Annotated in this window: 27 protein-coding genes; 7 read left to right on the forward strand and 20 right to left on the reverse strand. The window is 66.5% G+C overall.

Annotation, left to right across the window (positions count from 1 at the left end; all coding sequences use genetic code 11):
* The 5 genes from cysT to ACAM55_RS12050 form a co-directional block, all read right to left on the reverse strand.
* Entirely contained in the window at positions 1 to 888 is an 888-nt protein-coding gene (gene cysT, locus ACAM55_RS12030; protein ID WP_369656210.1) for a sulfate ABC transporter permease subunit CysT, read from the reverse strand.
* On the reverse strand, positions 889 to 1905 hold the full coding sequence (locus ACAM55_RS12035; protein WP_369656211.1) for a sulfate ABC transporter substrate-binding protein: 1017 nt from the start codon (positions 1903 to 1905) through the stop codon (positions 889 to 891).
* The gene (locus ACAM55_RS12040; RefSeq protein WP_369656212.1) at positions 1902 to 2477 is read right to left on the reverse strand and encodes an RBBP9/YdeN family alpha/beta hydrolase; all 576 of its coding nucleotides are present in this window, start codon (positions 2475 to 2477) and stop codon (positions 1902 to 1904) included. Before ACAM55_RS12040 ends, ACAM55_RS12035 begins: the two co-directional genes overlap by 4 nt.
* A 20-nt stretch (positions 2478 to 2497) precedes the next feature.
* A complete protein-coding gene (locus ACAM55_RS12045; RefSeq protein ID WP_369656213.1) occupies positions 2498 to 3139 on the reverse strand; it encodes a peroxiredoxin in 642 nt (213 codons plus the stop codon).
* A gap of 115 nt (positions 3140 to 3254) precedes the next feature.
* Positions 3255 to 4169: a LysR family transcriptional regulator gene (locus ACAM55_RS12050; protein ID WP_369656214.1), complete on the reverse strand. Its 915-nt coding sequence runs from the start codon at positions 4167 to 4169 to the stop codon at positions 3255 to 3257.
* A 130-nt stretch (positions 4170 to 4299) separates the two neighbouring features.
* On the opposite strand from ACAM55_RS12050, the gene ACAM55_RS12055 reads away from it, so the two are divergent.
* Positions 4300 to 4947: an FMN-dependent NADH-azoreductase gene (locus ACAM55_RS12055; RefSeq protein WP_369656215.1), complete on the forward strand. Its 648-nt coding sequence runs from the start codon at positions 4300 to 4302 to the stop codon at positions 4945 to 4947.
* A gap of 81 nt (positions 4948 to 5028) precedes the next feature.
* On the opposite strand, the gene ACAM55_RS12060 is transcribed toward ACAM55_RS12055, so the two are convergent.
* Positions 5029 to 5586 (reverse strand): NADPH-dependent FMN reductase, encoded by a 558-nt coding sequence (locus ACAM55_RS12060; protein ID WP_369656216.1) that lies wholly within the window; start codon positions 5584 to 5586, stop codon positions 5029 to 5031.
* A gap of 183 nt (positions 5587 to 5769) precedes the next feature.
* On the opposite strand from ACAM55_RS12060, the gene panE reads away from it, so the two are divergent.
* Entirely contained in the window at positions 5770 to 6717 is a 948-nt protein-coding gene (gene panE / locus ACAM55_RS12065; protein ID WP_369656217.1) for a 2-dehydropantoate 2-reductase, read from the forward strand.
* On the opposite strand, the gene ACAM55_RS12070 is transcribed toward panE, so the two are convergent.
* The 13 genes from ACAM55_RS12070 to ACAM55_RS12130 form a co-directional block, all read right to left on the reverse strand.
* Entirely contained in the window at positions 6704 to 8071 is a 1368-nt protein-coding gene (locus ACAM55_RS12070) for an NAD(P)/FAD-dependent oxidoreductase (RefSeq protein ID WP_369656218.1), read from the reverse strand. The genes panE and ACAM55_RS12070 overlap by 14 nt on opposite strands.
* Before the next feature lie 73 nt (positions 8072 to 8144).
* Positions 8145 to 9059 carry a serine O-acetyltransferase EpsC gene (epsC, locus tag ACAM55_RS12075; protein WP_369656219.1) on the reverse strand — a complete coding sequence of 305 codons (915 nt, stop codon included), beginning with the start codon at positions 9057 to 9059 and terminating at the stop codon, positions 8145 to 8147.
* 136 nt (positions 9060 to 9195) lie between these two features.
* Positions 9196 to 9411: a molybdopterin-binding protein gene (locus tag ACAM55_RS12080; RefSeq protein WP_007829250.1), complete on the reverse strand. Its 216-nt coding sequence runs from the start codon at positions 9409 to 9411 to the stop codon at positions 9196 to 9198.
* A 65-nt stretch (positions 9412 to 9476) separates the two neighbouring features.
* On the reverse strand, positions 9477 to 10766 hold the full coding sequence (locus tag ACAM55_RS12085; RefSeq protein WP_369656220.1) for an O-acetylhomoserine aminocarboxypropyltransferase/cysteine synthase family protein: 1290 nt from the start codon (positions 10764 to 10766) through the stop codon (positions 9477 to 9479).
* A gap of 34 nt (positions 10767 to 10800) precedes the next feature.
* Positions 10801 to 11631, reverse strand: a complete 831-nt coding sequence (locus tag ACAM55_RS12090; RefSeq protein WP_369656221.1) for an ATP-binding cassette domain-containing protein — start codon at positions 11629 to 11631, stop codon at positions 10801 to 10803.
* Positions 11628 to 12605, reverse strand: coding sequence for an aliphatic sulfonate ABC transporter substrate-binding protein (locus tag ACAM55_RS12095; RefSeq protein ID WP_369656222.1), 978 nt, complete (start codon positions 12603 to 12605; stop codon positions 11628 to 11630). The genes ACAM55_RS12090 and ACAM55_RS12095 overlap by 4 nt, the downstream gene beginning before the upstream one ends.
* Before the next feature lie 11 nt (positions 12606 to 12616).
* Positions 12617 to 13465 (reverse strand): aliphatic sulfonate ABC transporter permease SsuC, encoded by an 849-nt coding sequence (gene ssuC, locus ACAM55_RS12100; RefSeq protein WP_369656223.1) that lies wholly within the window; start codon positions 13463 to 13465, stop codon positions 12617 to 12619.
* Positions 13466 to 13473: 8 nt separating this feature from the next.
* The gene (gene ssuD, locus ACAM55_RS12105; RefSeq protein ID WP_369656224.1) at positions 13474 to 14643 is read right to left on the reverse strand and encodes an FMNH2-dependent alkanesulfonate monooxygenase; all 1170 of its coding nucleotides are present in this window, start codon (positions 14641 to 14643) and stop codon (positions 13474 to 13476) included.
* Between the two features lie 33 nt (positions 14644 to 14676).
* Positions 14677 to 14829 carry a hypothetical protein gene (locus tag ACAM55_RS12110; protein ID WP_369656225.1) on the reverse strand — a complete coding sequence of 51 codons (153 nt, stop codon included), beginning with the start codon at positions 14827 to 14829 and terminating at the stop codon, positions 14677 to 14679.
* Complete coding sequence (locus tag ACAM55_RS12115) at positions 14826 to 15782, reverse strand: sulfonate ABC transporter substrate-binding protein (protein WP_369656226.1); 957 nt, start codon at positions 15780 to 15782, stop codon at positions 14826 to 14828. Before ACAM55_RS12115 ends, ACAM55_RS12110 begins: the two co-directional genes overlap by 4 nt.
* A gap of 14 nt (positions 15783 to 15796) precedes the next feature.
* Positions 15797 to 15931 carry a hypothetical protein gene (locus ACAM55_RS12120; RefSeq protein WP_369656227.1) on the reverse strand — a complete coding sequence of 45 codons (135 nt, stop codon included), beginning with the start codon at positions 15929 to 15931 and terminating at the stop codon, positions 15797 to 15799.
* Positions 15932 to 16036: 105 nt separating this feature from the next.
* Positions 16037 to 16621 carry an NADPH-dependent FMN reductase gene (ssuE, locus tag ACAM55_RS12125; RefSeq protein WP_369656228.1) on the reverse strand — a complete coding sequence of 195 codons (585 nt, stop codon included), beginning with the start codon at positions 16619 to 16621 and terminating at the stop codon, positions 16037 to 16039.
* 128 nt (positions 16622 to 16749) lie between these two features.
* On the reverse strand, positions 16750 to 17778 hold the full coding sequence (locus tag ACAM55_RS12130; RefSeq protein WP_369656229.1) for a sulfate ABC transporter substrate-binding protein: 1029 nt from the start codon (positions 17776 to 17778) through the stop codon (positions 16750 to 16752).
* A 136-nt stretch (positions 17779 to 17914) separates the two neighbouring features.
* Here ACAM55_RS12130 and ACAM55_RS12135 point away from each other — a divergent pair, with 136 nt between their 5' ends.
* The 5 genes from ACAM55_RS12135 (at position 17915) to msrA (ending at position 23495) form a co-directional block, all read left to right on the forward strand.
* Positions 17915 to 18187: an oxidative damage protection protein gene (locus ACAM55_RS12135; RefSeq protein ID WP_012748083.1), complete on the forward strand. Its 273-nt coding sequence runs from the start codon at positions 17915 to 17917 to the stop codon at positions 18185 to 18187.
* 7 nt (positions 18188 to 18194) lie between these two features.
* Positions 18195 to 20036 carry an FAD-dependent 5-carboxymethylaminomethyl-2-thiouridine(34) oxidoreductase MnmC gene (gene mnmC, locus ACAM55_RS12140; RefSeq protein ID WP_369656230.1) on the forward strand — a complete coding sequence of 614 codons (1842 nt, stop codon included), beginning with the start codon at positions 18195 to 18197 and terminating at the stop codon, positions 20034 to 20036.
* 33 nt (positions 20037 to 20069) lie between these two features.
* Positions 20070 to 20972, forward strand: a complete 903-nt coding sequence (locus ACAM55_RS12145; protein ID WP_369656231.1) for a transglutaminase domain-containing protein — start codon at positions 20070 to 20072, stop codon at positions 20970 to 20972.
* Between the two features lie 187 nt (positions 20973 to 21159).
* Positions 21160 to 22665, forward strand: a complete 1506-nt coding sequence (locus ACAM55_RS12150) for an alpha/beta hydrolase family protein (protein ID WP_369656232.1) — start codon at positions 21160 to 21162, stop codon at positions 22663 to 22665.
* Between the two features lie 128 nt (positions 22666 to 22793).
* Positions 22794 to 23495: a peptide-methionine (S)-S-oxide reductase MsrA gene (gene msrA / locus ACAM55_RS12155; protein ID WP_369656233.1), complete on the forward strand. Its 702-nt coding sequence runs from the start codon at positions 22794 to 22796 to the stop codon at positions 23493 to 23495.
* Between the two features lie 3 nt (positions 23496 to 23498).
* On the opposite strand, the gene ACAM55_RS12160 is transcribed toward msrA, so the two are convergent.
* Positions 23499 to 24530, reverse strand: coding sequence for a class I fructose-bisphosphate aldolase (locus tag ACAM55_RS12160; RefSeq protein ID WP_369656234.1), 1032 nt, complete (start codon positions 24528 to 24530; stop codon positions 23499 to 23501).
* Positions 24531 to 24570 lie beyond the last annotated feature (40 nt).

Below are 24570 nucleotides of genomic sequence, written 5' to 3' on the forward strand. Positions count from 1 at the left end.
TCAGGCTCCCGCGCGGCGGCGCTGCCAGGCTTGCAGGCCGTTGATGACGAGCAACAGCACAAACGAAATCACCAGCATCACGAGCGCCACCGCCGTTGCGCCGGCGAAGTCGTATTGCTCGAGCTTGCCGATGATGATGAGCGGCGTGATCTCCGAAATCATCGGCATGTTGCCGGCAATGAAGATCACCGAGCCGTACTCGCCGATGGCCCGGGCGAAAGCCATCGCAAAGCCCGTGAGCAGTGCGGGCGCGATCGACGGGAAGATCACTTTCGTGAAGGTCTGAAGGCGCGTTGCACCGAGCGAGGTGGCGGCTTCTTCAAGCTCTTTTTCTGCGTCTTCGAGCACCGGCTGCACCGTGCGCACCACGAAAGGCAGCCCGATGAAGATCAGCGCAATCACGATGCCCGCCGGCGTGAACGCCAGCTTGATGCCGTGCGGCTCGAGCAGCTGCCCAATCCAGCCGTTGCCCGCCAGCAGTGCGGTCAGCGAGATGCCGGCGACCGCGGTGGGCAACGCGAATGGCAAGTCGACCAGCGCATCGACGATGCGCTTGCCCGGAAACTTGTAGCGCACCAGCACCCAGGCCACGAGCAGGCCGAACACCGCGTTCACCAATGCCGCGATCAGCGAGGCGCCGAATGTCAGCCGGTACGAGGCCATCACGCGCGGTGCGGTCACGGCCGCCCAGAACTGCTCCCAGCTCAGCGTGAAGGTCTTGAAGACCAGTGCCGACAGCGGAATCAGCACGATCAGGCAGAGGTAAAAAATCGAAAAGCCGAGCGTGATGTGAAAGCCCGGCAGCACCCGCCTGGAGCCTGCTGCCCGGTTCACATGCGAAAGCGGCGCTCCCGCTGACGGGAGCGCCGAAGAAACAGCGCCGCTCATTTACTTTGCGCCAGGCGTGTAGAGCTTGTCGAACTGGCCGCCGTCGTTGAAGTGCACTTTTTGCGCATCGCCGAGGCTGCCAAAGAGTTCCTGCACCGTGAAGAGCTGCAGCGGCTTGAACGTGGCGGCGTACTTCTTCAGCACGGCCGAAGAGCGCGGGCGCAGCGCATGCTTGGCGGCGATTTCCTGCGCTTCTTCGGAATAGAGCCAGTCGAGATAGGCCTTGGCGAGTTCGCTGGTGCCCTTCTTCTTGGTCGTACGCTCGACCACGGCCACCGGGTTTTCGGCCACGATGCTGATCGACGGATAGACCGAATCCACCTTGCCCGAGCCGAACTCGCGGTCGATCGACACCACTTCGGATTCGAAGGTGATCAGCGCGTCGCCGATGTTGCGTTGCAGGAAGGCGGTGGTCGCGTCGCGGCCGCCGCGCGCCAGCACCGGCACGTTCTTGAACAGCTTGCCGACGAACTCGGCCGCCTGGGCGTCGGTGCCGCCCTTCTTCTTGACGTATCCCCAGGCCGCAAGGTAGGCGTAGCGCCCGTTGCCGCCGGTCTTGGGGTTGACGATCACGACCTGCACGCCGGGCTTGACCAGGTCTTCCCAGTCCTTGATGCCCTTCGGGTTGCCGTTGCGCACCAGGAACAGCATGGTCGAGGTGGTCGGCGATGCGTTCTCGGGGAATTGCTTGTTCCAGTCCTTCGCGACCACGCCGGTGTTGGCCAGAAAGTCGATGTCGGTGGAGGTGTTCATGGTCACCACGTCGGCATCGAGGCCGTCGGCCACCGCGCGCGCCTGGGCGCTGGAGCCGCCATGCGACTGGTCGATCTTCACGTCCTTGCCGGTGGTCTTCTTGTAGTGGGCCACGAACGCCGCGTTGTAGTCCTTGTAGAACTCGCGCGCCACGTCGTACGAGGCGTTCAGCAGCGTGCTGCCCTGTGCGAAGGCGCTGCTGCCTGCGAATGCGGAAGACGCCAACGCGAGCACGGCGACGAAGGTCTTGAGTCTGGAAGTCATGAGGTTGCCAAGGTTGCTGAAAATTCACGGCCCGCCGGCCAGGCGGCGGGCTCGTCGGTCAACGACTGGAGCAGGGCCAGGCCGAGCGGCCAGTCTCCATGTCCCGAATCGATGTTGATATGGCCCGCATTCTGCATGCGGACAAACTCACTGCCCCAGGCGCGGGAATATGCGCCGGCCAGGCGAATCGGGCAATACGGATCGTTGCTGCTCGCCACCACGATGCTGCGGTAGGGCAAGGCCGCATACGGCACCGGCGCGAAATCGGACAGCACGGCGCGGCGCTCGGGGTCGGCCGGCGCCACCAGCAGCGCCCCGCGGATGCGCGCGGCGGCCTCCGCCGGCAGGTGTGCCGTGGCGATGCAGCCCAAGCTGTGCGCGGCAATCACCACGGGGCCGGGGCTCTCGAGCACCAGCCGGGCCAGCGTGGTCACCCAGGCCTCGCGCTTGGGCGAAGCCCAGTCGTCCTGCACCACCCGCGCCGCGCCCGGAATGCGCTGCTCCCACAGGCTCTGCCAGTGGCCGGGCCCAGAGTCGCGCCAGCCGGGCACGATGATCACGGAGGTCTGCATGGCGATGTTGCCCCGCCCGCCTACTTGTTGGGCTGCGGCGTGATGCGCAGATAAGGCTTCACGGCCTTGAAGCCCTTGGGAAAGCGCTCGGCGAGTTCGGCCGGGTCCTGGATGCTCGGGATGATGACCACGTCGTCGCCGTCCTTCCAGTTCACCGGCGTGGCGACCTTGTGGCTGTCGGTGAGCTGCAGCGAATCGATCACGCGCAGGATTTCGTCGAAGTTGCGGCCGGTGGATGCCGGGTAGGTGATGGTCGTGCGGATCACCTTCTTCGGATCGATGATGAACACGCTGCGCACCGTGGCCGTGGCCGAGGCGTTCGGATGGATCAGGTCGTACAGGTCGGCCACCTTGCGGTCGTGGTCCGCGATGATCGGGAAGTTCACGGTGGTGTTCTGGGTCTCGTTGATGTCGCCGATCCATTCCTTGTGCTTGGTGGCCGGGTCGACGCTCAGCGCGATGGGCTTCACGCCGCGCTTGGCGAACTCGCCCGACAGCGCCGCGGTCTTGCCGAGTTCGGTGGTGCACACGGGCGTGAAGTCGGCCGGGTGCGAGAAGAACACCACCCATGAATCGCCGCCCCATTGGTAGAAGTCGAGAGGGCCTTCGCTCGAATCCTGGGTGAAATTGGGGGCAGTGTCGCCGAGTCGCAGGGTCGCCATGGTCGCTCCTTGAATAAGTGGGGACCCGGGATTGTGCGAAGGGCCGCTTCAATGCCAAACGAATATCTACTTGTTTGGTTATGGCGTTTTCCGCATAAGGAGCGCCCCACCCACGCTAGTACATGCCCGACTCGCTCCCCTGCAGGTGTTCAGCCAGGAAATCGATCAGCCGGCGAACCGCGGGCACCAGCGCTCGACGCGCCGGAAACACCATGTGCGCAATGACCGGCGCCGGCCCCCAGCCGGGCAACACCCTCGCGAGCCGGCCGGCTTCCACGTCATCGCGGCACATGTAGCCAGGCAGGAAGGTCGCACCCACGCCCTCGAGCACAGCCAGTTGCAGCGTTGCAAGATCATCCGCCACGTAGCGCGGGGTATGCATGTGCACGTGAATCTCCCCCTTGGGACCTTCCAGCCGCCATTCGCTGCGCCCTTCGCTGTTGGCCGACATGGCCGCAGTCTGGAGCCGCGCGAGATCGGCCGGCGTGTTGACCGGGCCCTGGCGCTCCAGCAAGTCCGGCCTGGCCACCAGCACCGCGTGGCTCGTTCCCAGGACCTTGGCCACGAGCGTCGTGCTGTCCTCGATGGCCGGACGCACGCGCAAGGCGATGTCGATGCCCTCCTCGATCAGGTCGACCGGCCTGTTCATCACCCGCAGGTCGACCCGCACGGCCGGGTAAAGCGCGATGAACCGGGGCAGCAATTGCCCCAGGCCACTGTGGGCGATGGAGATCGGGCAGCTCAAGCGCACCGTGCCGCTGGGTTCGGTCTGCACCTGCGCCACCGCTTCGGCCGCAGCCTGGGCTGCATCGCGCATGGCGGCCGAGTGGCGCAGATAGATCTCGCCCGCCGGCGTGAGAGACAGCCGCCGCGTGCTGCGCTGCATCAGCTGTACGCCCAGCCGCTCCTCGAGGTCCGCCACGCGGCGGGAGAGGCGCGATTTGGGAATGCCGAGCGCGCGGCTGGCCGCGGCAAAGCCGCCGCGCTCTGCCACCTCGGCGAAGAAAACCATGTCGTTGAGGTCTTGCATGAGCTCATTGTCCTGCCAATAGAACAATGAAGTCAAATTTTGCCTACTTATCAATCACTCGCATCAAAAATAGAATTCCCCCAACGCCGGCCACTCTTGAGCGCCGACCTCCACACGAAAGTGATTGACCATGAAGCTGCTCCACATCGACTCCAGCATCCTGAGTGCCAATTCGACCTCCCGCCTCCTTACGGCTGAGATCGTGGCGGCATGGAAAACCGCGCATCCCGACGCCGCGGTCGAGTACCTCGACCTCGCCGCTGACGCCCCGTCGCACTTCGGCCCCGACGCCCTCGGCATCAAGACCGGCGTGCAGGCCCAGCCGACCGAAGCCCAGCAGCGCGAAAACGCGCTCTCGGAAAAGCTCGTGAACCAGTTCCTCGCCGCCGACGTCATCGTCGTGGGCGCGCCGTTGTACAACTTTTCGGTTCCGACCCAGCTCAAGGCCTGGATCGACCGCCTCGCGCAAGTCGGCCGCACCTTCAAGTACACCGACAAGGGCCCGGTGGGCCTGGCCGGCGGCAAGACCGTGATCGTCGCGTCCACCCGCGGCGGCATCTACTCGACCACCGAAGGCGGCCAGGCTGCGGAGCACCAGGAAAGCTACCTGAAAGTGGTCTTCGGTTTCTTCGGCATCACCGACGTGCGCTTCGTCCGCGCCGAAGGCCTGGCCATGGGTGACGCACCCAAGGCCGCTGCGCTGGCTGGGGCACGTGCCGAGATCCTGGCAGCAACGGCCGAAGCCGCCAACCAGAGGGACGTGGCCCAGGCTGCCTGAGCCCGGGTTTGCGTCCAAAAAAGAAAGCCGCCCCTCGGGGCGGCTTTTGCGCGTCATGGCGCACCGATGGCAAGTTGTCCGTCAGGCGGCCGAGTGGCGCTGGATCCAGGTCACGTACTTGTCCATCCAGCCCAGTAGGAATTTCTTCGTACCCTCGTTGCCGATGTGGCCCCGGTCGTCGAACAGGCCATCCTTGAACTGCAGGAAGATCTCCGGTGCACCCATCGTCGGAACGTCCAGGTAGGACAGCACATTGCGCAGATGCTGCTGTGCCAGCGCGGTGCCAGTGGCGCCCACCGAAATGCCCACCACGGCCGCGGGCTTGCCCGCCCAGGCACTCTGCCCATACGGACGCGAAGCGTGGTCGATGGCGTTCTTCAGCAAGCCGGGGAACGAGCGGTTGTATTCGGGCGTCACGAACAACAAACCCTGGGCCGCCGCAATCTCGGTCTTGAGCCGCCTCACCGAAGGCGCCTGGTTGCCGTCGTCGTCCTGGTTGTACAGAGGCAGATCGTCGATGCGCAGATGTTCGAACGTGAAGTTCGAAGGGGCAAGGTGCGCCAGCGCGACGGCCAGCTTCTGGTTGTACGAATCCTTGCGAAGGCTACCGACGATCACGGCAATTCGGGTCTGGCTCATGAATTGAAGCTCCTTGAATTGAGAGAAGGGAATAAGCGTTTGGCGAAAACCATTATGCGAAGCGCCCAAGACCTTTTCTAGAAAAGCTCTTCGCTTCGCCTCCGGCTTTCAGGCAGGCAAAAGCAGGCTCGCGCAATCGCGGGCATCATCGCCCGGGTCCTTTCGACTCAGGAGCGATTCACAATGCGATTTCTGGTGGTGGGTGCCGGCGCACTCGGTGGTTATTTCGGCGGCCGGTTGCTGGAGGCGGGGCGCGACGTGACCTTTCTGCTGCGCCCTCGGCGCGCGGCGCAGATCGCGAAGACCGGGCTGGCGATTCAAAGCCCCTTCGGCAACCTGCAGCTGCCTTCGCCGCCCCACGTGATGGCCGAAGACATCGAGGCGCCATTCGACGTGATCGTTGTCGCAAGCAAGGCCTACGACCTCGATTCGACAATGGATTCCTTCGCGCCAGCGGTGGGGCCGGGCACGGTCATTCTTCCTCTGCTCAACGGCATGAAACACATCGACCGCCTGGTCGAGCGCTTCGGCAACGAGCGCGTGCTGGGCGGCCTTTGCATGATTTCCGCCACGCTGGACGACGAAGGCCGCGTGCTGCACCTCAACGACATGCACGGCCTGAGCTATGGCGAGCGCGCCGGCGGCCGATCGGCACGGGTCGATGCCATCGAGGCGCAATTCGCAGGGGCGAAGTTCGATGCCACCGCGAGCGAGACCATCTCGCAGGACATGTGGGAGAAATGGGTCTTCATCGCCTCGGCGGCGGGCCTCACGAGCCTGATGCGCGCATCCATCGGCGACATCGTGGCGTCAGGGGGACAGGACGTGGCGCTCGCGATCTTCGACGAATGCTGCGCCATTGCCGCGCACAACGGATTCGCGCCGCGCCCCGCTGCCGTCGAGCGCGGCCGCAAGATCGTGACCGCGGCGGGCTCGGCGATGACGGCTTCCATGTACAAGGACATCGTGCGCGGCGCGCCGGTCGAGGCCGACCACATCATCGGCGACCTGTTGAGCCGCGCCGCGCGGGCCGAATCGCCGGTGCCTTCGGTGCTGCGCACGGCCTACGTGCATCTCAAGGCCTACGAGGCGCGGGCCGCACTGGCCAGCCGCGGCGCTACTCCGACTTGAGGATCGTCTCGCCCTTCAGCGCACCCATGTCCCGGATGTTGAAGCGGTGCCGCTTCCACCCCTCCCACGTGCGGCGCATGTGGGTGATCGAGATGAAGTAGTAGAGAAACTTGAACATGCCGAGCGCCCGCCACATCGGCGTACCGCGGTAGATATCACCGGCCAGCAGCGACATCAGCCCCTCCTTCACGCGGAACGGATTGCCGGGATGCATGAACATGTCGCGGATCGTCGGGTTGGTCACGCGGTAGATGAACCATGAGTATTCGCGCGGCCCCTTGCGCATCATGGCTTCGAAGTCCTTCCGCGCGGGCGCCAGCTCGGCGGGCTTGTCGAGGGCCGTGGCCACCAGTTGGGCGCCGTCGAAGGCACTGTGCATGGCGAGGTACACGCCCGACGAGAACATCGGGTCGATGAAGGTAAAGGCGTCGCCCAGCATCAGGTAGCGGTCGCCCGTGGCATGGGTGCTCGAGTACGAGAAATTGCCGGTGGCGTGCACCGCATCGTCGACCAGAGTGGCGTTCTTGAGCCGTTCCACCAGCACCGGGCACAGCGCAATGGTGTCGTAGAAAAAGTCTTTCAGCGGCTTGTCGCGCGTCTTCAGGTAGTAGGGCCAGCAGACCGCGCCCACGCTGGTGGTGCCATCGGCCAGCGGAATGAACCAGAACCAGCCGTGCGGGAACCAGCAGATGCTGATGTTGCCTTCCTTCTTGCCTTCGAGCCGTTCGGCGTTGGTGAAGTGGCCGAACAGCGCAGTGCTGTTGTGGTCGGGGTTCTTTTCCTTGCAGCGGAATTTGTTGGCCAGCAGCGTGTCGCGCCCCGTCGCGTCCACCACGAAGCGGGCGCGCCAGCTGCGCCTGGCACCGTCGTCCATTTCGGCCTGCACCGTGGCGCCGTCGGCATCGAAGGCCACGTCGCGCACCTTGCAGCCTTCGACCGTCTGCGCGCCGCGCGTGGCGGCGTTGCGGAACAGCAGTTCGTCGAGTTCCGAGCGGCGCACCTGCCAGGCAGAGTCGAGCGTCTTGTCCCAGCCTTCGGCAAAGTCCACGTAGCTGCGGTGCTCATGCTCCGGCGAGACGAACTCGATGCCGAATTTGGGCATCCCGATCTTCTCGACCTGGTCGCGCACGCCGAGCTTGTCGAAAAGCTCCACGTTCGCCGGCAGCAGCGATTCGCCGATGTGAAATCGCGGGTGATGCGCCTTTTCGAGCAGCACCACCTCTCGGCCCTGCTGCGCGAGCAGCGCCGAAATCGTGGCACCCGCGGGGCCCCCGCCGATCACGAGCACATCGCAGGACTGGTCGGCGCCCGGGGGCATGGAAGAAGCGGAGGAAGTGGCTTGAGGCAAGGACATGCGGATGCAAGCAACATTGTTAACAATGGTGAAGCATAGCGTGGCCGACGATGCCCCGGCCTTCGACGCCCCTCTATGGCGCGTTTGCCTTTGGCGCGTTCTGCAGGCTGGCCTGCGTCACGCTGGCGCCCGGCTTCACATCCTCAGTGATCCACACGTTGCCGCCGATGACCGCACCCCTCCCCAGCGTCACGCGGCCAAGGATGGTGGCGCCGGCGTAGATCACCACGTCGTCCTCCACCACCGGATGCCGCGGCAGGCCCTTCTGCAGGTTGCCCTCGGCGTCGGTGGGAAAGCGCTTGGCGCCCAGCGTCACGGCCTGGTACAGGCGCACGCGCTTGCCGATGATCGCCGTCTCGCCGATCACCACGCCCGTGCCGTGGTCCATGAAGAAGCCCGCGTCGATCTGCGCGCCGGGGTGGATGTCGATGCCTGTCTGTGCATGCGCGAGTTCGGCCACGATACGCGCCAGCAGCGGCAGGCCGAGTTCGTAGAGCCGGTGCGCAAAGCGGTGGTGGATCATTGCGAGCACGCCGGGGTAGCACAGCAGCACCTCGTCGACGCTGCGCGCGGCCGGATCCCCCTGGTACGCCGCAAGCACGTCGCTGTCGAGCAGTCGGCGCAGGCCCGGCAGCGCACTTGCGAACTGGCGAACCGCCTCGGTCGCCATCTGGTCGATCTCGCTCGCGGGCCGCGGCTGGTGGCGCGCATTGAAGTTCAGCTCCAGCCGCGCCTGCACCACCAGGGATTCCAGGGCCGTGCTCAGCGTATGGCCGACGTAGAAATCTTCACTCTCGTGGCGCAGTTCGGGCGGCCCGAGCCGCATCGGAAACAGCGCGCCCTTGAGCAGCTCCACGATCTGCGCAAGCGCATCGCGCGAGGGAAACTCGCGCGCGCCGGGTTCGCGCGAACGGCGCTGCGAATCGCGCCACTCGTTGCGCGCGTCGTGCAGCGCGCGGACGATATCGCTCACTTCGAAGTTGACCATGGTGTTCTCTCCGGGCGGTGTAACCAACACTGTAGAAGCCCGCGACCCGTGTGCCAAGAACGGAAAACCCGACTGCGAAATCGAAAAAAACCCGGCACCAAGGCGGCGCCGGGTTGTTCGCAAGCCCGAGGGTCCGTCAGAGCTTCGCGATCGAAACCTCCGTCGACTTGACGAGCGCGACCACGTCGGAGCCCACCTTGAGCTGCAGTTCGTCGACCGAGCGCGTGGTGATGACTGAGGTCACGATGCCCCAGGCGGTTTCGACGTCGACTTCGGAGACGACGTCGCCGCGGATGATTTCGCGGACCTTGCCCTTGAACTGGTTGCGGACGTTGATGGCTTGAATGGACATGATGTTTCTCTTTCGGGTTGAAGGAAGGTTCGAATGGGAGTGAAGGGAAGTGGAAGCGGTGCGGATCACCCGGCCGCCGCGGCCAGCGCCTGGTCGAGGTCGGCAATCAGGTCGTCGATGTGCTCGATGCCGACCGACAGCCGCACGGTGTCTTCCGTCACCCCAGCCCTTGCCAGTTCTTCCGGCGAGAGCTGGCGGTGCGTGGTCGAGGCCGGGTGCGTGGCCAGCGAGCGCACGTCGCCGATGTTCACGAGCCGCGTGAAGAGCTTCAGCGCATCGAGGAACTTCGCCCCGCCCTCGCGGCCGCTTCCAATGCCGAAGGTCAGCACGCCGCTGGACTTGCCGCCGAAGTACTTCTTCGCGAGTGCATGGTCGGGATGGTCTTCGAGCGCCGCATAGTTGACCCAATTCACGGCCTTGTGCGTCGCCAGGTGCTGTGCCACCGAAAGCGCGTTGCTGCTGATGCGGTCCATGCGCAGCGCCAGCGTCTCGATGCCCTGCAGGATCAGGAAGGCGTTGAACGGCGAGATGGCCGCACCCGTGTTGCGCAGCGGCACCACGCGCGCACGGCCGATGTAGGCGGCCGGGCCCAGCGCCTCGGTGTAGACCACCCCGTGGTAGCTCACGTCGGGTTCGTTCAGGCGCCTGAAGCGCTCCTTGTGCTGGGCCCAGGGGAACTTGCCCGAATCGACGATGGCGCCGCCAATGCTGGTGCCATGGCCGCCCAGGTACTTGGTGAGCGAGTGCACCACGATGTCGGCGCCATGCTCGATGGGCCGGCTCAGGTAGGGCGAAGGCACGGTGTTGTCCACGATCAGCGGCACGCCGTGGCGGTGCGCGATCTCGGCAATGGCGGCGATGTCGGTCACGTTGCCGGCCGGGTTGCCGAGCGATTCGACGAACACCGCCTTGGTCTTCTCGTCGAAGAGCTTCTCGAAGCTCTTCGGATCCCGGTGGTCCGCGAAGCGCGTGGTGATGCCGAACTGCGGCAGCGTGTGCGCAAACAGGTTGTAGGTGCCGCCATAGAGCGCGGTGCTGCTGACGATGTTGTCGCCCGCCTCCGCAATGGTCTGGATCGCATAGGTCACGGCCGCCTGGCCCGAGGCCAGCGCCAGCGCGGCGATGCCGCCTTCGAGCGCGGCCACGCGCTGCTCGAGCACGTCCTGCGTCGGGTTGTTGATGCGGGTGTAGATGTTGCCCGGCACCTTCAGGTCGAACAGGTCGGCACCGTGCTGGGCGCTGTCGAAGGCATAGGCCACCGTTTGATAGATGGGCGGCGCCACGGCGCGCGTGGTCGGTTCGGGCGAGTAGCCGGCGTGCACCGACAGGGTTTCGAATTTCCAGTCTTGCGACATGCAACTGCCTTTCTGTTTTTGTGGATGAACGAGTTCAGATCGCCCAGCGCAGCGTGTGCGCGGACGGTTGCAGCCAGCTCGCGTCGGTGCCGGCGGGTTCGGCCTCTCCGGCCTTCTGCAGCACGCGGTCGAGAATGCGTTTCTCGATGGCCGCAAAAGCCGGATCGCCCTGCGAGCGAGGCCTGGCGAGCGCAATGTTCTCGTCGAGCGCAATGCGGCCGTCCTCGATCAGGATCACGCGGTCCGCGAGGGCCACGGCCTCCTGGACGTCGTGCGTCACCAGCAGCGCGGTGAAGCGGTGGCGCAGCCAGAGGTTTTCGATGAGGCGGTGCATCTCGATGCGGGTCAGCGCGTCGAGCGCGCCCAGGGGCTCGTCGAGCAGCAGCAGGCGCGGGTGATGCACCAATGCGCGTGCAAGCGACACGCGCTGGCGCTGGCCGCCCGACAGGCGCGCCGGCCATTCGTTCTCGCGGTCGGCCAGGCCCACCTGCGCCAGCACTTCCTTGCCGCGCGCCTTGGCGTCGCCGGGCAGACCCAGCGTCACGTTGTCGAGCACGCGTCGCCAGGGCAGCAGGCGCGCTTCCTGGAACATGATCCGGGTGTCGTCGTGCAGGCCGTCGATCGCCTTGCCGTCGGTATAGAGGCCGCCGGAGGTGGCTTCCTCGAGCCCGGCAATGAGCCGCAGCAGCGTGCTCTTGCCGCAGCCGCTGCGACCGACGATGGCGATGAACTGCCCCGGCTCGATGCCGAGTTGCGTGTTGCGCAGCACCTCGCGTTCGCCGTAGCGCTTGTGCAGTCCGCGCGCCTCAAGGCGCACGCCGCCGGCAATGGCCGGTGGCTGGATGTCTTTCAGAACTGCACTCATGATTTCAGGCTCGGTTGGAAGAGCGCCACGTCCAGCGCGTTGATCTTTCTGGGCAGCAGCTTCTCCGCGAAGAAGGCATCGGCGATGCGCTGCTGTTCGGTCAGCGCCTCGGCCACCACAGGGCGTACCGCGTAGCTGCGGCGTGCATTGGCCTGCTCGATCGTCGCCGCATCGAGGCCCCACACGGGCGACAGCAGCGCCGCCGCTTCCTTGGGGTTCTGCTTGACCCATTTGCCGGTTTTCTCCAGCTCGGCGTACACCACGCGCAGCACATCCGGGCGCGCATTTGCGAACCGGGTACCGGCAAGGTAGTAGCGCTGGTACGACGCGATGCCCGTGCCGTCGGCCAGCACGCGCACCCTGGCCTGGCGCTGTGCCGCGGCAAGGAACGGGTCCCATACCACCCAGGCGTCGATGGCACCGCGCTCGAAGGCGGCACGGCCGTCGGCCGGTGTCAGGTAGGCGGGCTCGACGTCCTTGAAGGACAGGCCAGCCTTCTCCAAGGCCGCGATCAGCAGGTAATGCGCGCCGGCTGCCTTGGCAAAGCCGACCTTCTTTCCCTTCAGGTCGGAAACCGACTTGAGCGGCGAGTCTTCGCGCACGAGGATGGCCTGCGCGGCGGGCGAAGGCGCTTCCTGTGCAACAAAGGTCAGCTCGGCGCCGGCGGCCTGTGCGAATACCGGCACGGTGTCGGCCACGTCGGCGCTGATGTCGAGGTTGCCGAGGTTCAGCGCCTCGAGCAGCGGAAGGCCGCTGGTGAACTCATGCCAGCTCAGCGTGGTATTGAGCGGAGCCAGCTGCTTGTCGAGCGTGCCCTGCGCCTTGAGCACCGCAGTCAGTGTCGAGGACTTCTGGTAGCCGAGCCGCACCGTGGCAGGGCGAGCCGTGGCGCCCTGGGCCAGCACCGCACCGGCACCCAGTGCGCCCAGGGTTGCGATGGCCGTGCGGCGCGAAATTGTGGAATGTGAAGTCATGCGCCCTGCCCTCACTTCGGCTTCTTCTGGTAGCCGGGATGCCAGCGCAGCCACCATTGCTCCAGCCCGCGCGCGAACAGGTCGGCCAGCTTGCCGAGCAGCGCATACAGCAGGATGCCCACCAGCACGATGTCGGTCTGCAGGAACTCGCGGGCATTCATCGTGAGGTAGCCGATGCCGGCCTGCGCCGAGATGGTTTCGGCCACGATCAGGATCACCCACATCAGCCCGAGCGAGAAGCGCAGGCCCACCAGGATGGACGACAGCGCACCCGGCAGGATCACCTCGCGGTACAGCTGCCAGCGCGAGAGGCCATAGGTGCGGCCCATCTCGATCAGCTGCGGATCGACGTTGCGGATGCCGTGAAAGGTGTTGAGGTAGATCGGAAAGAACACCGACACCGAGATGAGAAACAGCTTGGCCGACTCGTCGATGCCGAACCACAGGATCACGAGCGGAATGAGCGCCAGCGCGGGAATGTTGCGCACCATCTGGATGGTCGAGTCGAGCAGCGTCTCGAAGAACTTCACCGACCCTGTCAAGAGGCCCAGCACCAGCCCGGTTCCGCCGCCGATGGCGAGGCCCGCGAGCGCGCGGCCCGCGCTCACCTTGACGTGCGTCCAGAGCTCGCCCGACACCGCCAGCGTCCAGGCGGCCTTGACCACATCCACCGGCGCCGGCAGCACCCGCGTGGAGAGCCAGCCCAGCGATGAAGCGATCTGCCAGAAGACGATCAGCCCCACCGGCACGAGCCACGGCACCAGCCGCCCCGCCACGTTGGCGCCGAAGGCCTTGAGCGCCCGGCCGGCGTTTTCTTCTGAAGGCACGACCGCCGGCAGCTTTTGCACTTGTTCCGTCATGAGGGTCCTTAGCTTTGGGAAGCGAGGCGCGAAGGCGCGTCGAGATTGGCGACCACTTCACCGAATGGCCCGCTCAGCGAACCGCCCGCGAGCCGTGCCTGCGCCTTGCGCGAGAGCAGCGGAAACACCAGCTCGGCGAATCGGTAGGCCTCTTCGAGATGCGGGTAGCCCGAGAGAATGAATTTGTCGAGGCCGAGTGCCGCGTATTCCTCGATGCGCGCCGCCACGGTCCGGGGGTCGCCCACCAGCGCGGTGCCCGCGCCGCCGCGCACCAGGCCCACGCCGGCCCAGAGGTTGGGCGAAATCTCCAACTCTGCGCGCGATCGCTTGGCGCCGCCCGCATGCAGCGCGGCCATGCGGCGCTGGCCTTCGGAATCCATGCGCGCAAAGGCGGCCTGGGCGCGGATCACGGTCTCGTCGTCGACACGGCTGATCAGTTCTTCGGCAGCTTTCCACGCGGCGTCTTCGGTTTCGCGCACGATCACATGCAGCCGGATGCCGAACTCGACGCTGCGGCCCTTGCGCGCAGCGCGGTTGCGCACGTCGGCGATCTTCCTGGCCACCTCGGCGGGCGGCTCGCCCCAGGTGAGGTAGGCATCGACCTGCTCGGCCGCGAGTTCGTGCGCGGCGGCCGACGAACCGCCGAACCACACCGGCGGATAGGGGGTCTGCACCGGCGGATAGAGCAGCTTGGCGCCCTTCACACTCAGGTGGCGGCCCTCGTAGTCGAAGCCCAGGCCGTCGTGGCTGCGCGCAAGAATCTCGCGCCAGATGCGGATGAACTCGGCCGACTGCTCGTAGCGCGCCGCATGATCCAGGTACACGCCGTCGCCTTCGAGTTCGGCCTGGTCGCCGCCGGTCACCAGGTTCACCAGCAGGCGGCCGCCCGAGAGCCGATCGAAGGTCGCGGCCATGCGCGCAGCGAGGCTGGGCTGGTGCAGCCCAGGTCGCACCGCAACCAGGAACTTGAGATTCTTCGTCGCACCGATCAGGCTCGAAGCGATCACCCAGGGGTCTTCGCATGAGCGGCCAGTGGGAATGAGCACGCCTTCGTAGCCGAGGTTGTCGGCGGCACCTGCGATCTGCTGCAGGTAGGCCAGGTCGACGGGCCGTGCGCCTTCGCTCGTGCCGAGATAGCGGCTGTCGCCGTGGGTGGGGAGAAACCAGAATATCTGCATGTCGTCTTCCGTCGGTTCGGGCCGGGCGGCCCCTCAGATGGCAAAGAAAAAGCCGCGCACGCGAGGCAGCGCGAAGCGCAGGCGCGGCAACCCTGCACGGGTGCGCCGTTGCCGTTCGGAAATGCCCCAGGCGCGCGTGGTCGTGGCAACCACGCGTGCGGCGCGGTCCTGCAACGGCTGCGTCACAGCGTGCCCGCCGCGGCGGCCTCGAGCACGCTGATCTTTCGCGGGATCAGCTTCAGTTCGAAGAAGGTGTCGGCGATCTTCTGCTGCTCGGCGAGCACGGCCTTGCTGATCGGGCTGGTGCCATAGGCCGCGCGCGCCACCGTCAGGTCGGCCACGGGCTTGGGCAGGCCCCACAGGGCCGCGAACTCGGCGGCAAGATCGTTCTTGTTGGCGGTGCCCCAGACGTCGACCTTGTTGATCTCCTCGATGGCAATGGCCAGCACGTCGGCGTTCTTCGCCACGTAGCCGAGCGACGAGAAGTAATAGCCGCGGTTGCCCACCACGCCGGTCGCGTCGGCCAGGATGCGGGCGTCGAGCGACTTTTCGGCGGCGGCAAGAAACGGGTCCCAGATCACCCAAGCATCGACCGAGCCCTTCTCGAACGCGGCGCGCGCGTCGGCGGGCGGCAGGTAGACGAGGTTCAGGTCGCTGTACGCGAGGCCATGCTTCTCGAACAGCTTGACGACGAAGTAGTGGACGTTCGAGCCCTTGTTGAGCGCGATCTTCTTTCCCTTCAGGTCGGCCACGGTCCTGGCGGCGGAGCCCCTGGGCACCAGCACCGCTTCCGACTGGGGCCGCGGCAGCGTGGTCGCCACATAGGCCAGCGGCGCGCCTGCGGCCTGCGCGAAGATGGGGGGCGCTTCCCCCACGTCGCCGAAGTCGATGGATCCGACGTTCAGTGCTTCGAGCTGCACCGGACCGGCCGTGAACTCGGTCCACTTCAGCGCCACGCCGAGCGGCGCCAGGCGCTTCTCGAGCGTGCCGCGGCCCTTGAGGATGCTGAGAGCCCCCTTCTGGTGGCCGATGCGCAACTGCCGCGCGGGCGCCTGGGCCAACGCCGCGAACGAAGGCAGCGCCATCGCGGCGGCGGTGCCCTGCAACAGGCGGCGGCGCGGAATGGAAATCGAAGTCATGAAGGCGTGTCCTTTCAGGCCGAGATGAAACCGACGATGAGCGCAATGGCGGTCACCACGATCGTGCTGATGGCAAGGTCTCGCAGCGCGCGCCAGATGGTGCGAGGCGGCGTGTCGAGCGCGGAGTCTTCGGTGGCTACGGGGTTCATGTGTGGATTCCTTTGGGCAAAGCTGTCCCCTCGCCGCGTACAGGCGACTTCAAAAAGGGGGAACGGAAATGAGATTGGCTGAGCGAGGGTTCGACGAAGAACCCGTCAGACACTACATCGCACGCGGGAAAACGGGACCGGCTCGAAGCCGTGGGTAGCGGGCAGCTTGAGCCCTTCGGTCGCGAGCACCTCGACGGCCTCGTTGAGCCGCTCGGCCAGGTCCGCATGCACCTGGTAGGCGTTCTCGGGTGTCAGCGCGATCTGCGAATCGGTCGCGTAGACGCCCGGCAGGATGTGGCGCGCCGAGAGCGCGTGCAGCACCGGCCGCAACGCATAGTCGAGCGCGAGCATGTGGTGCGGGCTGCCGCCGGTGGCCAACGGCAGCACCGTCTTGCCCTTGAGCGCGTTCTGCGCCAGCAGATCGAGGAAGACCTTCAGCACGCCGCTGTAGGCCGCCTTGTAGACCGGCGTGGCCACGACCACCACGCGAGCACGCGCCACCTGCGCAATCGCGCGCTCGATGGCCGGATGGTTCCAGTTGGCCAGCAGCAGCGCCTCTGCCGGCAGATCGCGAATCGCGAGCCGCTCGATCTGCGCATTGCGGCCGGCCAGCCGCTCGGCCACGGCCTCGAGCAAGGCGGTGGAGCGCGACGGTGCCGAAGGGCTGCCAGCAATCAGGAGAACGGACACAGATAGCTTTCGTTGGTTATGGCGCGATCGATGGCCAGGAGGCTTCGATGCGGGAAGCAGCCTCCCCGCCCCCCCTCGGGAGAGAGGCGAAGCGACAACAAAGGAGGTGCAGCCCGCAGCTGCGGGCCCTACTTCGTGTAGATCTGGTCGAACGAGCCGCCGTCCGCGAAGTGCGCCTTGTCGGCCTTCGCCCAGCCACCGAAGGCCTGGTCGATGGTCACCAGCGTCAGCTTGGGAAACTGCTTGTCGTACTTGGCCTTGGCCTTTTCCGAGGTCGGGCGGTAGAAGTTGCGACCCGCAATGTCCTGGCCTTCGTCGGAATACAGGTACTTGAGGTATTCCTCGGCCACGGCACGGGTGCCCTTCTTGTCGACCACCTTGTCGACCACCGCCACCGTGGGCTCGGCCAGGATGGAAATGGACGGCACCACAATCTCGAACTTCTCGGCGCCGAATTCCTTCAGCGCCAGGAAGGCTTCGTTCTCCCAGGCCAGCAGCACGTCGCCAACGCCGCGCTGCACGAAGGTGATGGTCGAGCCGCGCGCGCCGGTGTCCAGCACAGGCACGTTCTTGAACAGGCTGCCGATGTATTCCTTGGCCTTGGCGTCGCTGCCGTACTTGCGCTTGGCGAACTCCCAGGCGGCCAGGTAGTTCCAGCGGGCGCCGCCCGAGGTCTTGGGGTTGGGCGTGATCACCTGCACACCGGGCTTGACCAGGTCGTCCCAGTCCTTCAGGCCCTTGGGGTTGCCCTTCTTCACCAGGAACACGATGGTCGAGGTGTAGGGGGCCGAGTTCTGCGGCAGGCGCTTCTGCCAGTCGGCCTTGACCACGCCGCCGTGCGTGACCAGCGCATCGATGTCGCCGCCCAGCGCCAGCGTGGCCACGTCGGCATCGATGCCGTCGATGATCGAACGGGCCTGCTTGCCCGAGCCGCCGTGCGACTGCTTGATGCTCACGTCCTGGCCGGTCTTGGCCTTCCAGTATTTCGCGAAGGCGCGGTTGTAGTCGACGTAGAGCTCGCGCGTCGGGTCGTAGGACACGTTGAGCAGCGTCACGGGTGCGGCGCCCTGCGCAAACGACGGCAATGCCGTCAGGGCCATGGCACCGGCCACGCCGGCCCCCAGGGAAAGCTTGATAAAGTCGCGGCGAAGGCTCATGGTGTCTGGCTCAAAAGGGCATATCGATGAAGCCACGTATTCTGAATACGACATATAGAAACTGGAACAACCAAGTTCTCAGTTCTAAATAGCAAAATCAACTAAGCAACCGCTTTTCCCACCAGAGGCAATCAAAATGGCACGCATGGTTCAGTGCATCAAGCTCGGCAAAGAGGCCGAGGGGCTCGACTTCCCGCCCTATCCCGGGGAACTGGGCAAGCGCCTGTGGGAGAACGTCAGCAAGGAAGCCTGGGCCGCCTGGCTCAAGCAGCAGACCATGCTGGTGAATGAAAACCGGCTGAATCTGGCCGATCTGCGCGCCCGCCAGTACCTGGCACGGCAAATGGAAAAGCACTTCTTCGGTGAAGGCGCCGACGTCGCCCAGGGCTACGTTCCCCCCTCAAACTGAGCCCGTCTTGGCCGCCGAGCCCGTCGCCTGGCGCGCCGACGGCGTGCCGTACAGCGAGCGCTTCGACGACATCTACCACACCGAAACCGGGGCGCTGGCGCAGTCGCGCCACGTGTTCATGGGTGGCTGCGGCCTGCCCGAAGCCTGGCGCGGACAGCCGCAATGGCGGATTCTCGAAACCGGATTCGGCCTGGGCCTCAATTTCCTGACAACCTGGCAGGCCTGGCGTGCGGACGCCAGCCGGCCAAGGCTGCTGCATTTCGTCTCGGTCGAGGCGCATCCGGTCGGGCCTGAAGACCTGCTGCGGGCCGCCGAGGCGTACCCCGAGCTGGCGTCGTTGGCCAAGAAACTGGCCGCCCAGTGGCAGGGGCTGCTGCCGGGCTTTCACCGATTGGCCTTCGACGAGGGCCGGGTCTTGCTCACGCTGTGCATCGGCGATGTGCAGGCCATGCTGCGCGCGCAGCGCTTCGAGGCCGACAGCATCTTTCTCGACGGTTTCAGCCCGCAGCAGAATCCCGCGATGTGGTCGCCCGATACGCTGAAAGCCGTGTCGCGCTTTGCACGCCAGGGCACCGGCCTCGCCACCTGGACCTATGCCCGTTCCGTGCGGGACGCGCTCTCGCAGAACGGCTTTCAGCTCGAAAGGCGCCCCGGCCTGCCGCCCAAGCGCGACTGCCTCGCCGGCGTGTTCGCGCCTTCGTGGACGGTGCGCCGCCGCGGCCCCGCGCCCGCGCACGTGGAGGTTCCCGGGCGTTGCGCGGTCATCGGCGCCGGGCTGGCCGGCGCGGCCGTAGCCGCCAGCCTGGCACGGCGCGGATGGCAGGTGACGGTGCTCGATGCGGCCGATCGGCCTGCCACCGGCGCTTCGGGCCTGCCGGTCGGCGTGATGGCGCCGCACGTGTCGCCGGACGACGCCCTGCTGTCGCGGCTCACGCGTGCAGGCATCCGCGCGACCTGGCTCGAACTGGAACGCCTGCTGCAGCAAGGCCGTGATTGGCGCGCCAGCGGCGTGCTCGAACGCCGGCCCGAGGGCGACACGCGCGTCCCTGCCGGATGGGGTGACAGCGGCCCCAACGAGTCGTGGCCCGCCAGCACGGCGCGATTGGCGGAGGCAGGGCTGCCAGCCGATACGCCTGCGCTCTGGCACGCAAGGGCCGGATGGGTGCGTCCTTCCCGGTTGATCCAGGCGTGGCTGCGCGAACCCGGCATCGAGTTTCGCGGCACTGCCGCGGTCGAGCGCCTGTCGCGGGGCGCCGCAGGCTGGCAGCTGTTCGATGCCGCTGGCCACTTGCTGGCCGAAGCCGACCGCATCGTTGTTGCCGCGGGCTTCGAATCGGGGCGGTTCGCACCCGGGCTTCCATTGCAGCCGGTGCGCGGACAGGTCGCTTGGGGCCGCGTGCCGGACGATCTCGCGTTGCCAGCCACGCCGCTCAACGGCGACGGCCACCTGATCGCCCATGTGCCCGAAGGCGAAGGCGCCCTGCTCTGGCTCGCCGGCGCCACCTTCGACCGGGACAGCACCGAGCCCGCACCCAACGACGCCGATGCCGCGGCAAACCGCGAGCGCCTGAAGCGGCTGCACCCCGCTGCAGCCGCAGGGTTGGCCGCGAGCTTCGATCGCGGCGAGGTCAACGCCTGGGTCGGCGTGCGCTGCGCCTCGGGCGACCGCCGACCGCTGGTCGGCCCGCTGGACGAGGACGGCCTCTGGGCATGCACCGCCCTGGGCTCGCGCGGCCTCAGCTTCGCGGCCCTGTGCGCAGAGCTGCTGGCCGCGCAATGGCACGGCGAACCGCTGCCGCTGCCGGCCAACCTGGCCAAGGCGCTGGGCACGCAGCGGACGCAAGCGTAGGCGCCAGAGCGCCAAGGCCCGAGAATGCACCGCATGGCCATCCAATACGACATCATCCACACCACCGTCTACCGCTACAGGAAGCCGGTCACCTTCGGTCTGCACCGGGTGATGTTCCGCCCGCGCGACAGCCACGACCTGCGCGTGCTGGCCACCGACCTGCAGGTGAGCCCGCAGTCGTTCACGCGGCTGATCCAGGACCCGCATTCGAATTCGGTTGCGCTGGTGCAGCCCATGGGCGAGGCCATGGAGCTGCGCATCGTGTGCTCCTTCACCATCGAGCATGTGCCGGCGCAGCAGGACCAGCTTGCGCTCGACCCGGCGGCCGAGTTCCTGCCCTTTGCCTATACGGTACAGGAGCGCCTCGACCTGGAGCATTACCTGCGGCCGCATCACGACGACGATGCGGGTGGAACGCTGATCCGCTGGGCCCACCAGTTCCTGCACACCGACCAGCCCAACAGCACGCGCGAGGTGCTCGCGCGCATGAACGCGCACATCGGCCAGAGCCTCGAATACAAGGCGCGCGACGAGGAAGGCACGCAGACGCCGCTGCAGACACTGGCGCTCGGCAGCGGCAGCTGCCGCGACTACGCGCTCTTGATGATGGAAGCCGCGCGGCGCCTGGGCATCGCGACCCGGTTCGTCTCGGGCTACCTCTACGACGCCGCGCTCGACCGCGCGGCCCAGGCGCCCGGCGAATCGATGACCGGCGCCGGCACCACCCATGCCTGGCTGCAGGCCTATCTTCCGGGCATCGGCTGGCTCGCCTTCGACCCCACCAACAACCTCATGGGCAGCGGGCAGCTGATCCGCGTCGGCGTCACGCGCGACCCGGCCCAGGCCGCGCCGATCTCCGGCAGCTGGTATGGCGATGCCGAGGCCTACGACGGCCTCGAGGCCACCGTCGTGGTGACGCGGCGCAAGGAAGGCTGAAGCCCTCCCGCGCGCGGGTGTCGCGCAGGAGATAGCAGCTACGGGAAAGCCCGGACCGGTGCGCCCGGCAACGCCCCTACGCTGCCCCGCCGGTTCAGCGAAATAGCACGGTCGTTCTCTACGGTCGGGTGAGGCTGCGCTGTGCCGGGCTTCTTCCCAACACCAAGAAAACGGAGAGAGACACCCCATGCATTCCGCGCGCCTGACATTTCTTGCCCTTGCAGCCAGCCTTGCCGTCGCATCCTGCGGCGGGGGCGGCGGAGGCAACGGTTTTGCCTTCACGCCACTGCCGCCGGCTCCAGCCCCCGCGCCGCCGGCACCGCCCCCTCCGCCGCCGCCGCCTGAAGAAACGCGGCTGCAGGACAGCCGCAATTCGTTCGCGCCCGCCGATTCGGCCGCCACCACCTTTGCGGCGCTTGCGGCCGATGCCGGCGACACCGTCGACAACGCCACCACCAGCCGTTGGACCGGCATGCTGGGCAGCGCGCAATACCGCGTCGAAGTGCCTGCCAACTGGAACGGCAAGCTCGTGATGTACGCGCACGGCTATGCCGGCGACGTCAACCTGCTGGTGGTGAACAACCCGTCCATCCGCCGCTACCTGATCCAGAACGGCTACGCCTGGGCCGCTTCGAGCTACAGCAAGAATTTCTACGACGTGCGCGCGGGGGTGGAAGACACCAACGCACTGGCCCTGCAGTTCAACGCCATCGCCAAGGCCAATGGCCGCGAGCTCGCGGCGCCGTCCAGGCTCTACATCACCGGCCACTCGATGGGCGGCCACATCACCGCGGCGGCCATCGAGGACGAGGCATACGCCACGGCCAACCACAAGGTGAAGTACAACGGCGCGGTGCCGATGTGCGGCGTGCTCGGCGACACCGAGCTGTTCGACTATTTCTCGGGCGCGCAGGTCGCCGCGCAGGCGCTGGCCGGGCTGCCGAAGTACCCCACCATCAACTGGTCGGACATCAAGGCGCAGGTCACTGGCACGCTGTACACCGCATTCCCGGGCACGCCGACGGCCACCGGCCTGAAGTTCGCCTCGGTGGTGAAGAACCTCACCGGGGGTGAGCGGCCGATGTTCGACCTGGGTTTCACGCAGGGCGGCTCGTTCGCGGCGGTTTGGGGCGTGTTCGGCAGCGACGGCACGGTCAACGGCATCCTGAACAGGAGCACGCTCGACACCAACCGCTTCACCTACACCATCGACGGCGACGTGCCGGGAACCACGGCGCTGAACGCGTCGGTGCTCAAGCTCACCGCGGCGGCCGACGCCAACCGACTGCGCACCGACGGCCTGCGCTGGATTCCCAAGGCCAACGGGGAATTCAAGATTCCGGTGGTCACGCTGCACACGCTGGGCGACCTCTACGTGCCCTTCAGCATGGAGCAGATCTACCACCAGCGCGTGGCGGCCAAGGGCAACAGTGGCTGGTTGGTGCAGCGTGCGGTTCGCGGCATCTCGCATTGCGACTTCACGCTCGCCGAGCAGGTCGAAGCCTTCGACGCGATGGTCAAGTGGGAGCGCGACGGCGTGAAGCCGGCGGGCGACGACGTGGTCACCGCTGCCACGGTGGCAGACCCGGCCTACGGCTGCACGTTCACGCGCCCGCTGGGCACCGTGGACGAAGGTGCCACCAGCAAGGCGACCCGGCCGGGCGCAGCAGCCGCACGCCCCTGCCCGCCCTGATCGGCATGTGACCGGCGTGGCCGGGCCTCGCGTGGCAGGAGGCGGGGAAGCGACATTGACGGCCGTTGGAAACGGCGGCAATGTCGCACTCATCGGCTTGGCACCGAAGACGCCTTGAAGGACGACGCATGAGACTCCTCGCACTCGCCGCCGGCTCGCTGGCGGCCGCAGCCCTGGCTTGGCAGGCAGGGCCTTCGTTCGCCGAGCCGGCCCGGCGCGTGCCACCGCCCAGGTTCGATGTGATGACCCCGCCGACCGCGAAATACGAGACCGCCGTATTCGCCGGCGGCTGCTTCTGGGGCGTCCAAGGCATATTCCAGCGCGTCAAGGGTGTGAACAACGCGGTGTCGGGCTATGCCGGCGGCGAAGCGAAGACCGCACGCTATGAACAGGTGGGCTCCGGCCGAACCGGCCATGCCGAATCGGTGCGCATCGTCTACGACCCGCAGCAGATCAGCTACGGCAAGCTGCTGCAGATCTTTTTTTCGGTGGTGCACGACCCGACCGAGCTGAACCGGCAGGGGCCGGACACAGGCCTTCAATACCGCTCCACCGTGTTTGCCGAGAACATCGAGCAGGCCCGCGTGGCAAAGGACTACATCACGCAGCTGAACCAGGCCAAGACCTTCGGCAAGCCGCTGGCGACCACCATCGAGATGTCGAAGCCCTTTTATGCGGCCGAAGCCTATCACCAGGACTTTCTCACGCGCAATCCGAGGTACGGCTACGTCGTGATCTACGACATGCCGAAGATCGAGAACCTGAAGAAACTGTTTCCGGAGAGCTACCGGGCGACGCCCGTGCTCGTGAACCCGGCAAAGGGCGGCTGATCTTCAGCCCGCTTCTGGCGCGTCCGCCCGCGCGTCGTAGCCGCCGCGGCGCGCCGCCTGGTTGCAGCGTGCGCGATGCACCAGCGCCTTTTGCGCCGCTTCCACGTTGGCAGAGTCGCCCTTCCAGGCATCCAGGGCCGGTTGCTGGACGGCGCGCGAGTATGAAAACGCCAGCGCCCAGGGCAGCCGCGACTTGAATCGTTGGTTCATCGCATTCAGCCGGGCGGACGCGAGCTGCGCCGATTGGCCACCCGAGAGAAAAGCGATCCCCGGCACTGCGGCAGGCACGGTGCGCAGCAGGCACGACACCGTGGCGTCGGCGACTTCTTCCACGCTCTCCTGCTGCGGACAGGCCTGCCCGGGCAGCACCATGTTCGGCTTCAGGAGCATGCCTTCGAGCAGCACGCCCTGCGAACGCAGTTGGGCGAAGACCGCATGCAATGTGTCTTCCGTGATTTCGGCGCAGCGAGCCAGGGAATGGTCGCCTTCCATCAGCACTTCGGGTTCGACGATGGGAACGAGTCCGGCTTCCTGGCACAGGGCTGCGTAGCGGGCCAGCGCATGGGCATTGACCTCGATACATGCGCGGCTGGGCAGGCCGGCGCCCGGCGTGATGACCCCGCGCCATTTGGCAAAGCGCGCGCCCATGCCGGCGTACTCGGCCAACCGTTCGCGCAGACCGTCCAGGCCTTCGGTGACCGTCTCGCCGGGATGGCCCGCCAGCGGCTTCGCGCCGGTGTCGACCTTGATACCGGGAATGATGCCCACCGCGTCGAGTGCCGAGACGAACGATGCGCCGGCACTGGTTCTCTGGCGGATGGTCTCGTCGAAAAGAATCGCGCCGCTGATGCATGCGCCCAGGCCCGGCGCGGTGACGATCAGCTCGCGCCAATCGCGACGCGCGTCTTCGGTCTGGGGAATATTCAGCTTGGCGAAGCGCTTGTGGCAGGTGGCGTTGCTCTCGTCCATGGCGAGCAGGCCCTTGTCTGCGGCGACCAGCGCTTGTGCGGTATCGATCAGTGCCTGTGCAGTCATGATGCTGTGACCCTCGCTTGCAACGATCGTACGCCTGTGC

The sequence above is a fragment of the Variovorax sp. V213 genome (assembly GCF_041154455.1).
Taxonomy (GTDB): domain Bacteria; phylum Pseudomonadota; class Gammaproteobacteria; order Burkholderiales; family Burkholderiaceae_C; genus Variovorax.

What these genes read in the sequence shown, in the direction of transcription:
- cysT (WP_369656210.1), bottom strand. Translation starts at nt 888, where the DNA reads ATGAGCGGCGCTGTTTCTTCGGCGCTCCCGTCAGCGGGAGCGCCGCTT.
- ACAM55_RS12035 (WP_369656211.1), bottom strand. Translation starts at nt 1,905, where the DNA reads ATGACTTCCAGACTCAAGACCTTCGTCGCCGTGCTCGCGTTGGCGTCT.
- ACAM55_RS12040 (WP_369656212.1), bottom strand. Translation starts at nt 2,477, where the DNA reads ATGCAGACCTCCGTGATCATCGTGCCCGGCTGGCGCGACTCTGGGCCC.
- ACAM55_RS12045 (WP_369656213.1), bottom strand. Translation starts at nt 3,139, where the DNA reads ATGGCGACCCTGCGACTCGGCGACACTGCCCCCAATTTCACCCAGGAT.
- ACAM55_RS12050 (WP_369656214.1), bottom strand. Translation starts at nt 4,169, where the DNA reads ATGCAAGACCTCAACGACATGGTTTTCTTCGCCGAGGTGGCAGAGCGC.
- ACAM55_RS12055 (WP_369656215.1), top strand. Translation starts at nt 4,300, where the DNA reads ATGAAGCTGCTCCACATCGACTCCAGCATCCTGAGTGCCAATTCGACC.
- ACAM55_RS12060 (WP_369656216.1), bottom strand. Translation starts at nt 5,586, where the DNA reads ATGAGCCAGACCCGAATTGCCGTGATCGTCGGTAGCCTTCGCAAGGAT.
- panE (WP_369656217.1), top strand. Translation starts at nt 5,770, where the DNA reads ATGCGATTTCTGGTGGTGGGTGCCGGCGCACTCGGTGGTTATTTCGGC.
- ACAM55_RS12070 (WP_369656218.1), bottom strand. Translation starts at nt 8,071, where the DNA reads ATGTCCTTGCCTCAAGCCACTTCCTCCGCTTCTTCCATGCCCCCGGGC.
- epsC (WP_369656219.1), bottom strand. Translation starts at nt 9,059, where the DNA reads ATGGTCAACTTCGAAGTGAGCGATATCGTCCGCGCGCTGCACGACGCG.
- ACAM55_RS12080 (WP_007829250.1), bottom strand. Translation starts at nt 9,411, where the DNA reads ATGTCCATTCAAGCCATCAACGTCCGCAACCAGTTCAAGGGCAAGGTC.
- ACAM55_RS12085 (WP_369656220.1), bottom strand. Translation starts at nt 10,766, where the DNA reads ATGTCGCAAGACTGGAAATTCGAAACCCTGTCGGTGCACGCCGGCTAC.
- ACAM55_RS12090 (WP_369656221.1), bottom strand. Translation starts at nt 11,631, where the DNA reads ATGAGTGCAGTTCTGAAAGACATCCAGCCACCGGCCATTGCCGGCGGC.
- ACAM55_RS12095 (WP_369656222.1), bottom strand. Translation starts at nt 12,605, where the DNA reads ATGACTTCACATTCCACAATTTCGCGCCGCACGGCCATCGCAACCCTG.
- ssuC (WP_369656223.1), bottom strand. Translation starts at nt 13,465, where the DNA reads ATGACGGAACAAGTGCAAAAGCTGCCGGCGGTCGTGCCTTCAGAAGAA.
- ssuD (WP_369656224.1), bottom strand. Translation starts at nt 14,643, where the DNA reads ATGCAGATATTCTGGTTTCTCCCCACCCACGGCGACAGCCGCTATCTC.
- ACAM55_RS12115 (WP_369656226.1), bottom strand. Translation starts at nt 15,782, where the DNA reads ATGACTTCGATTTCCATTCCGCGCCGCCGCCTGTTGCAGGGCACCGCC.
- ACAM55_RS12120 (WP_369656227.1), bottom strand. Translation starts at nt 15,931, where the DNA reads ATGAACCCCGTAGCCACCGAAGACTCCGCGCTCGACACGCCGCCTCGC.
- ACAM55_RS12130 (WP_369656229.1), bottom strand. Translation starts at nt 17,778, where the DNA reads ATGAGCCTTCGCCGCGACTTTATCAAGCTTTCCCTGGGGGCCGGCGTG.
- ACAM55_RS12135 (WP_012748083.1), top strand. Translation starts at nt 17,915, where the DNA reads ATGGCACGCATGGTTCAGTGCATCAAGCTCGGCAAAGAGGCCGAGGGG.
- ACAM55_RS12145 (WP_369656231.1), top strand. Translation starts at nt 20,070, where the DNA reads ATGGCCATCCAATACGACATCATCCACACCACCGTCTACCGCTACAGG.
- ACAM55_RS12150 (WP_369656232.1), top strand. Translation starts at nt 21,160, where the DNA reads ATGCATTCCGCGCGCCTGACATTTCTTGCCCTTGCAGCCAGCCTTGCC.
- msrA (WP_369656233.1), top strand. Translation starts at nt 22,794, where the DNA reads ATGAGACTCCTCGCACTCGCCGCCGGCTCGCTGGCGGCCGCAGCCCTG.
- ACAM55_RS12160 (WP_369656234.1), bottom strand. Translation starts at nt 24,530, where the DNA reads ATGACTGCACAGGCACTGATCGATACCGCACAAGCGCTGGTCGCCGCA.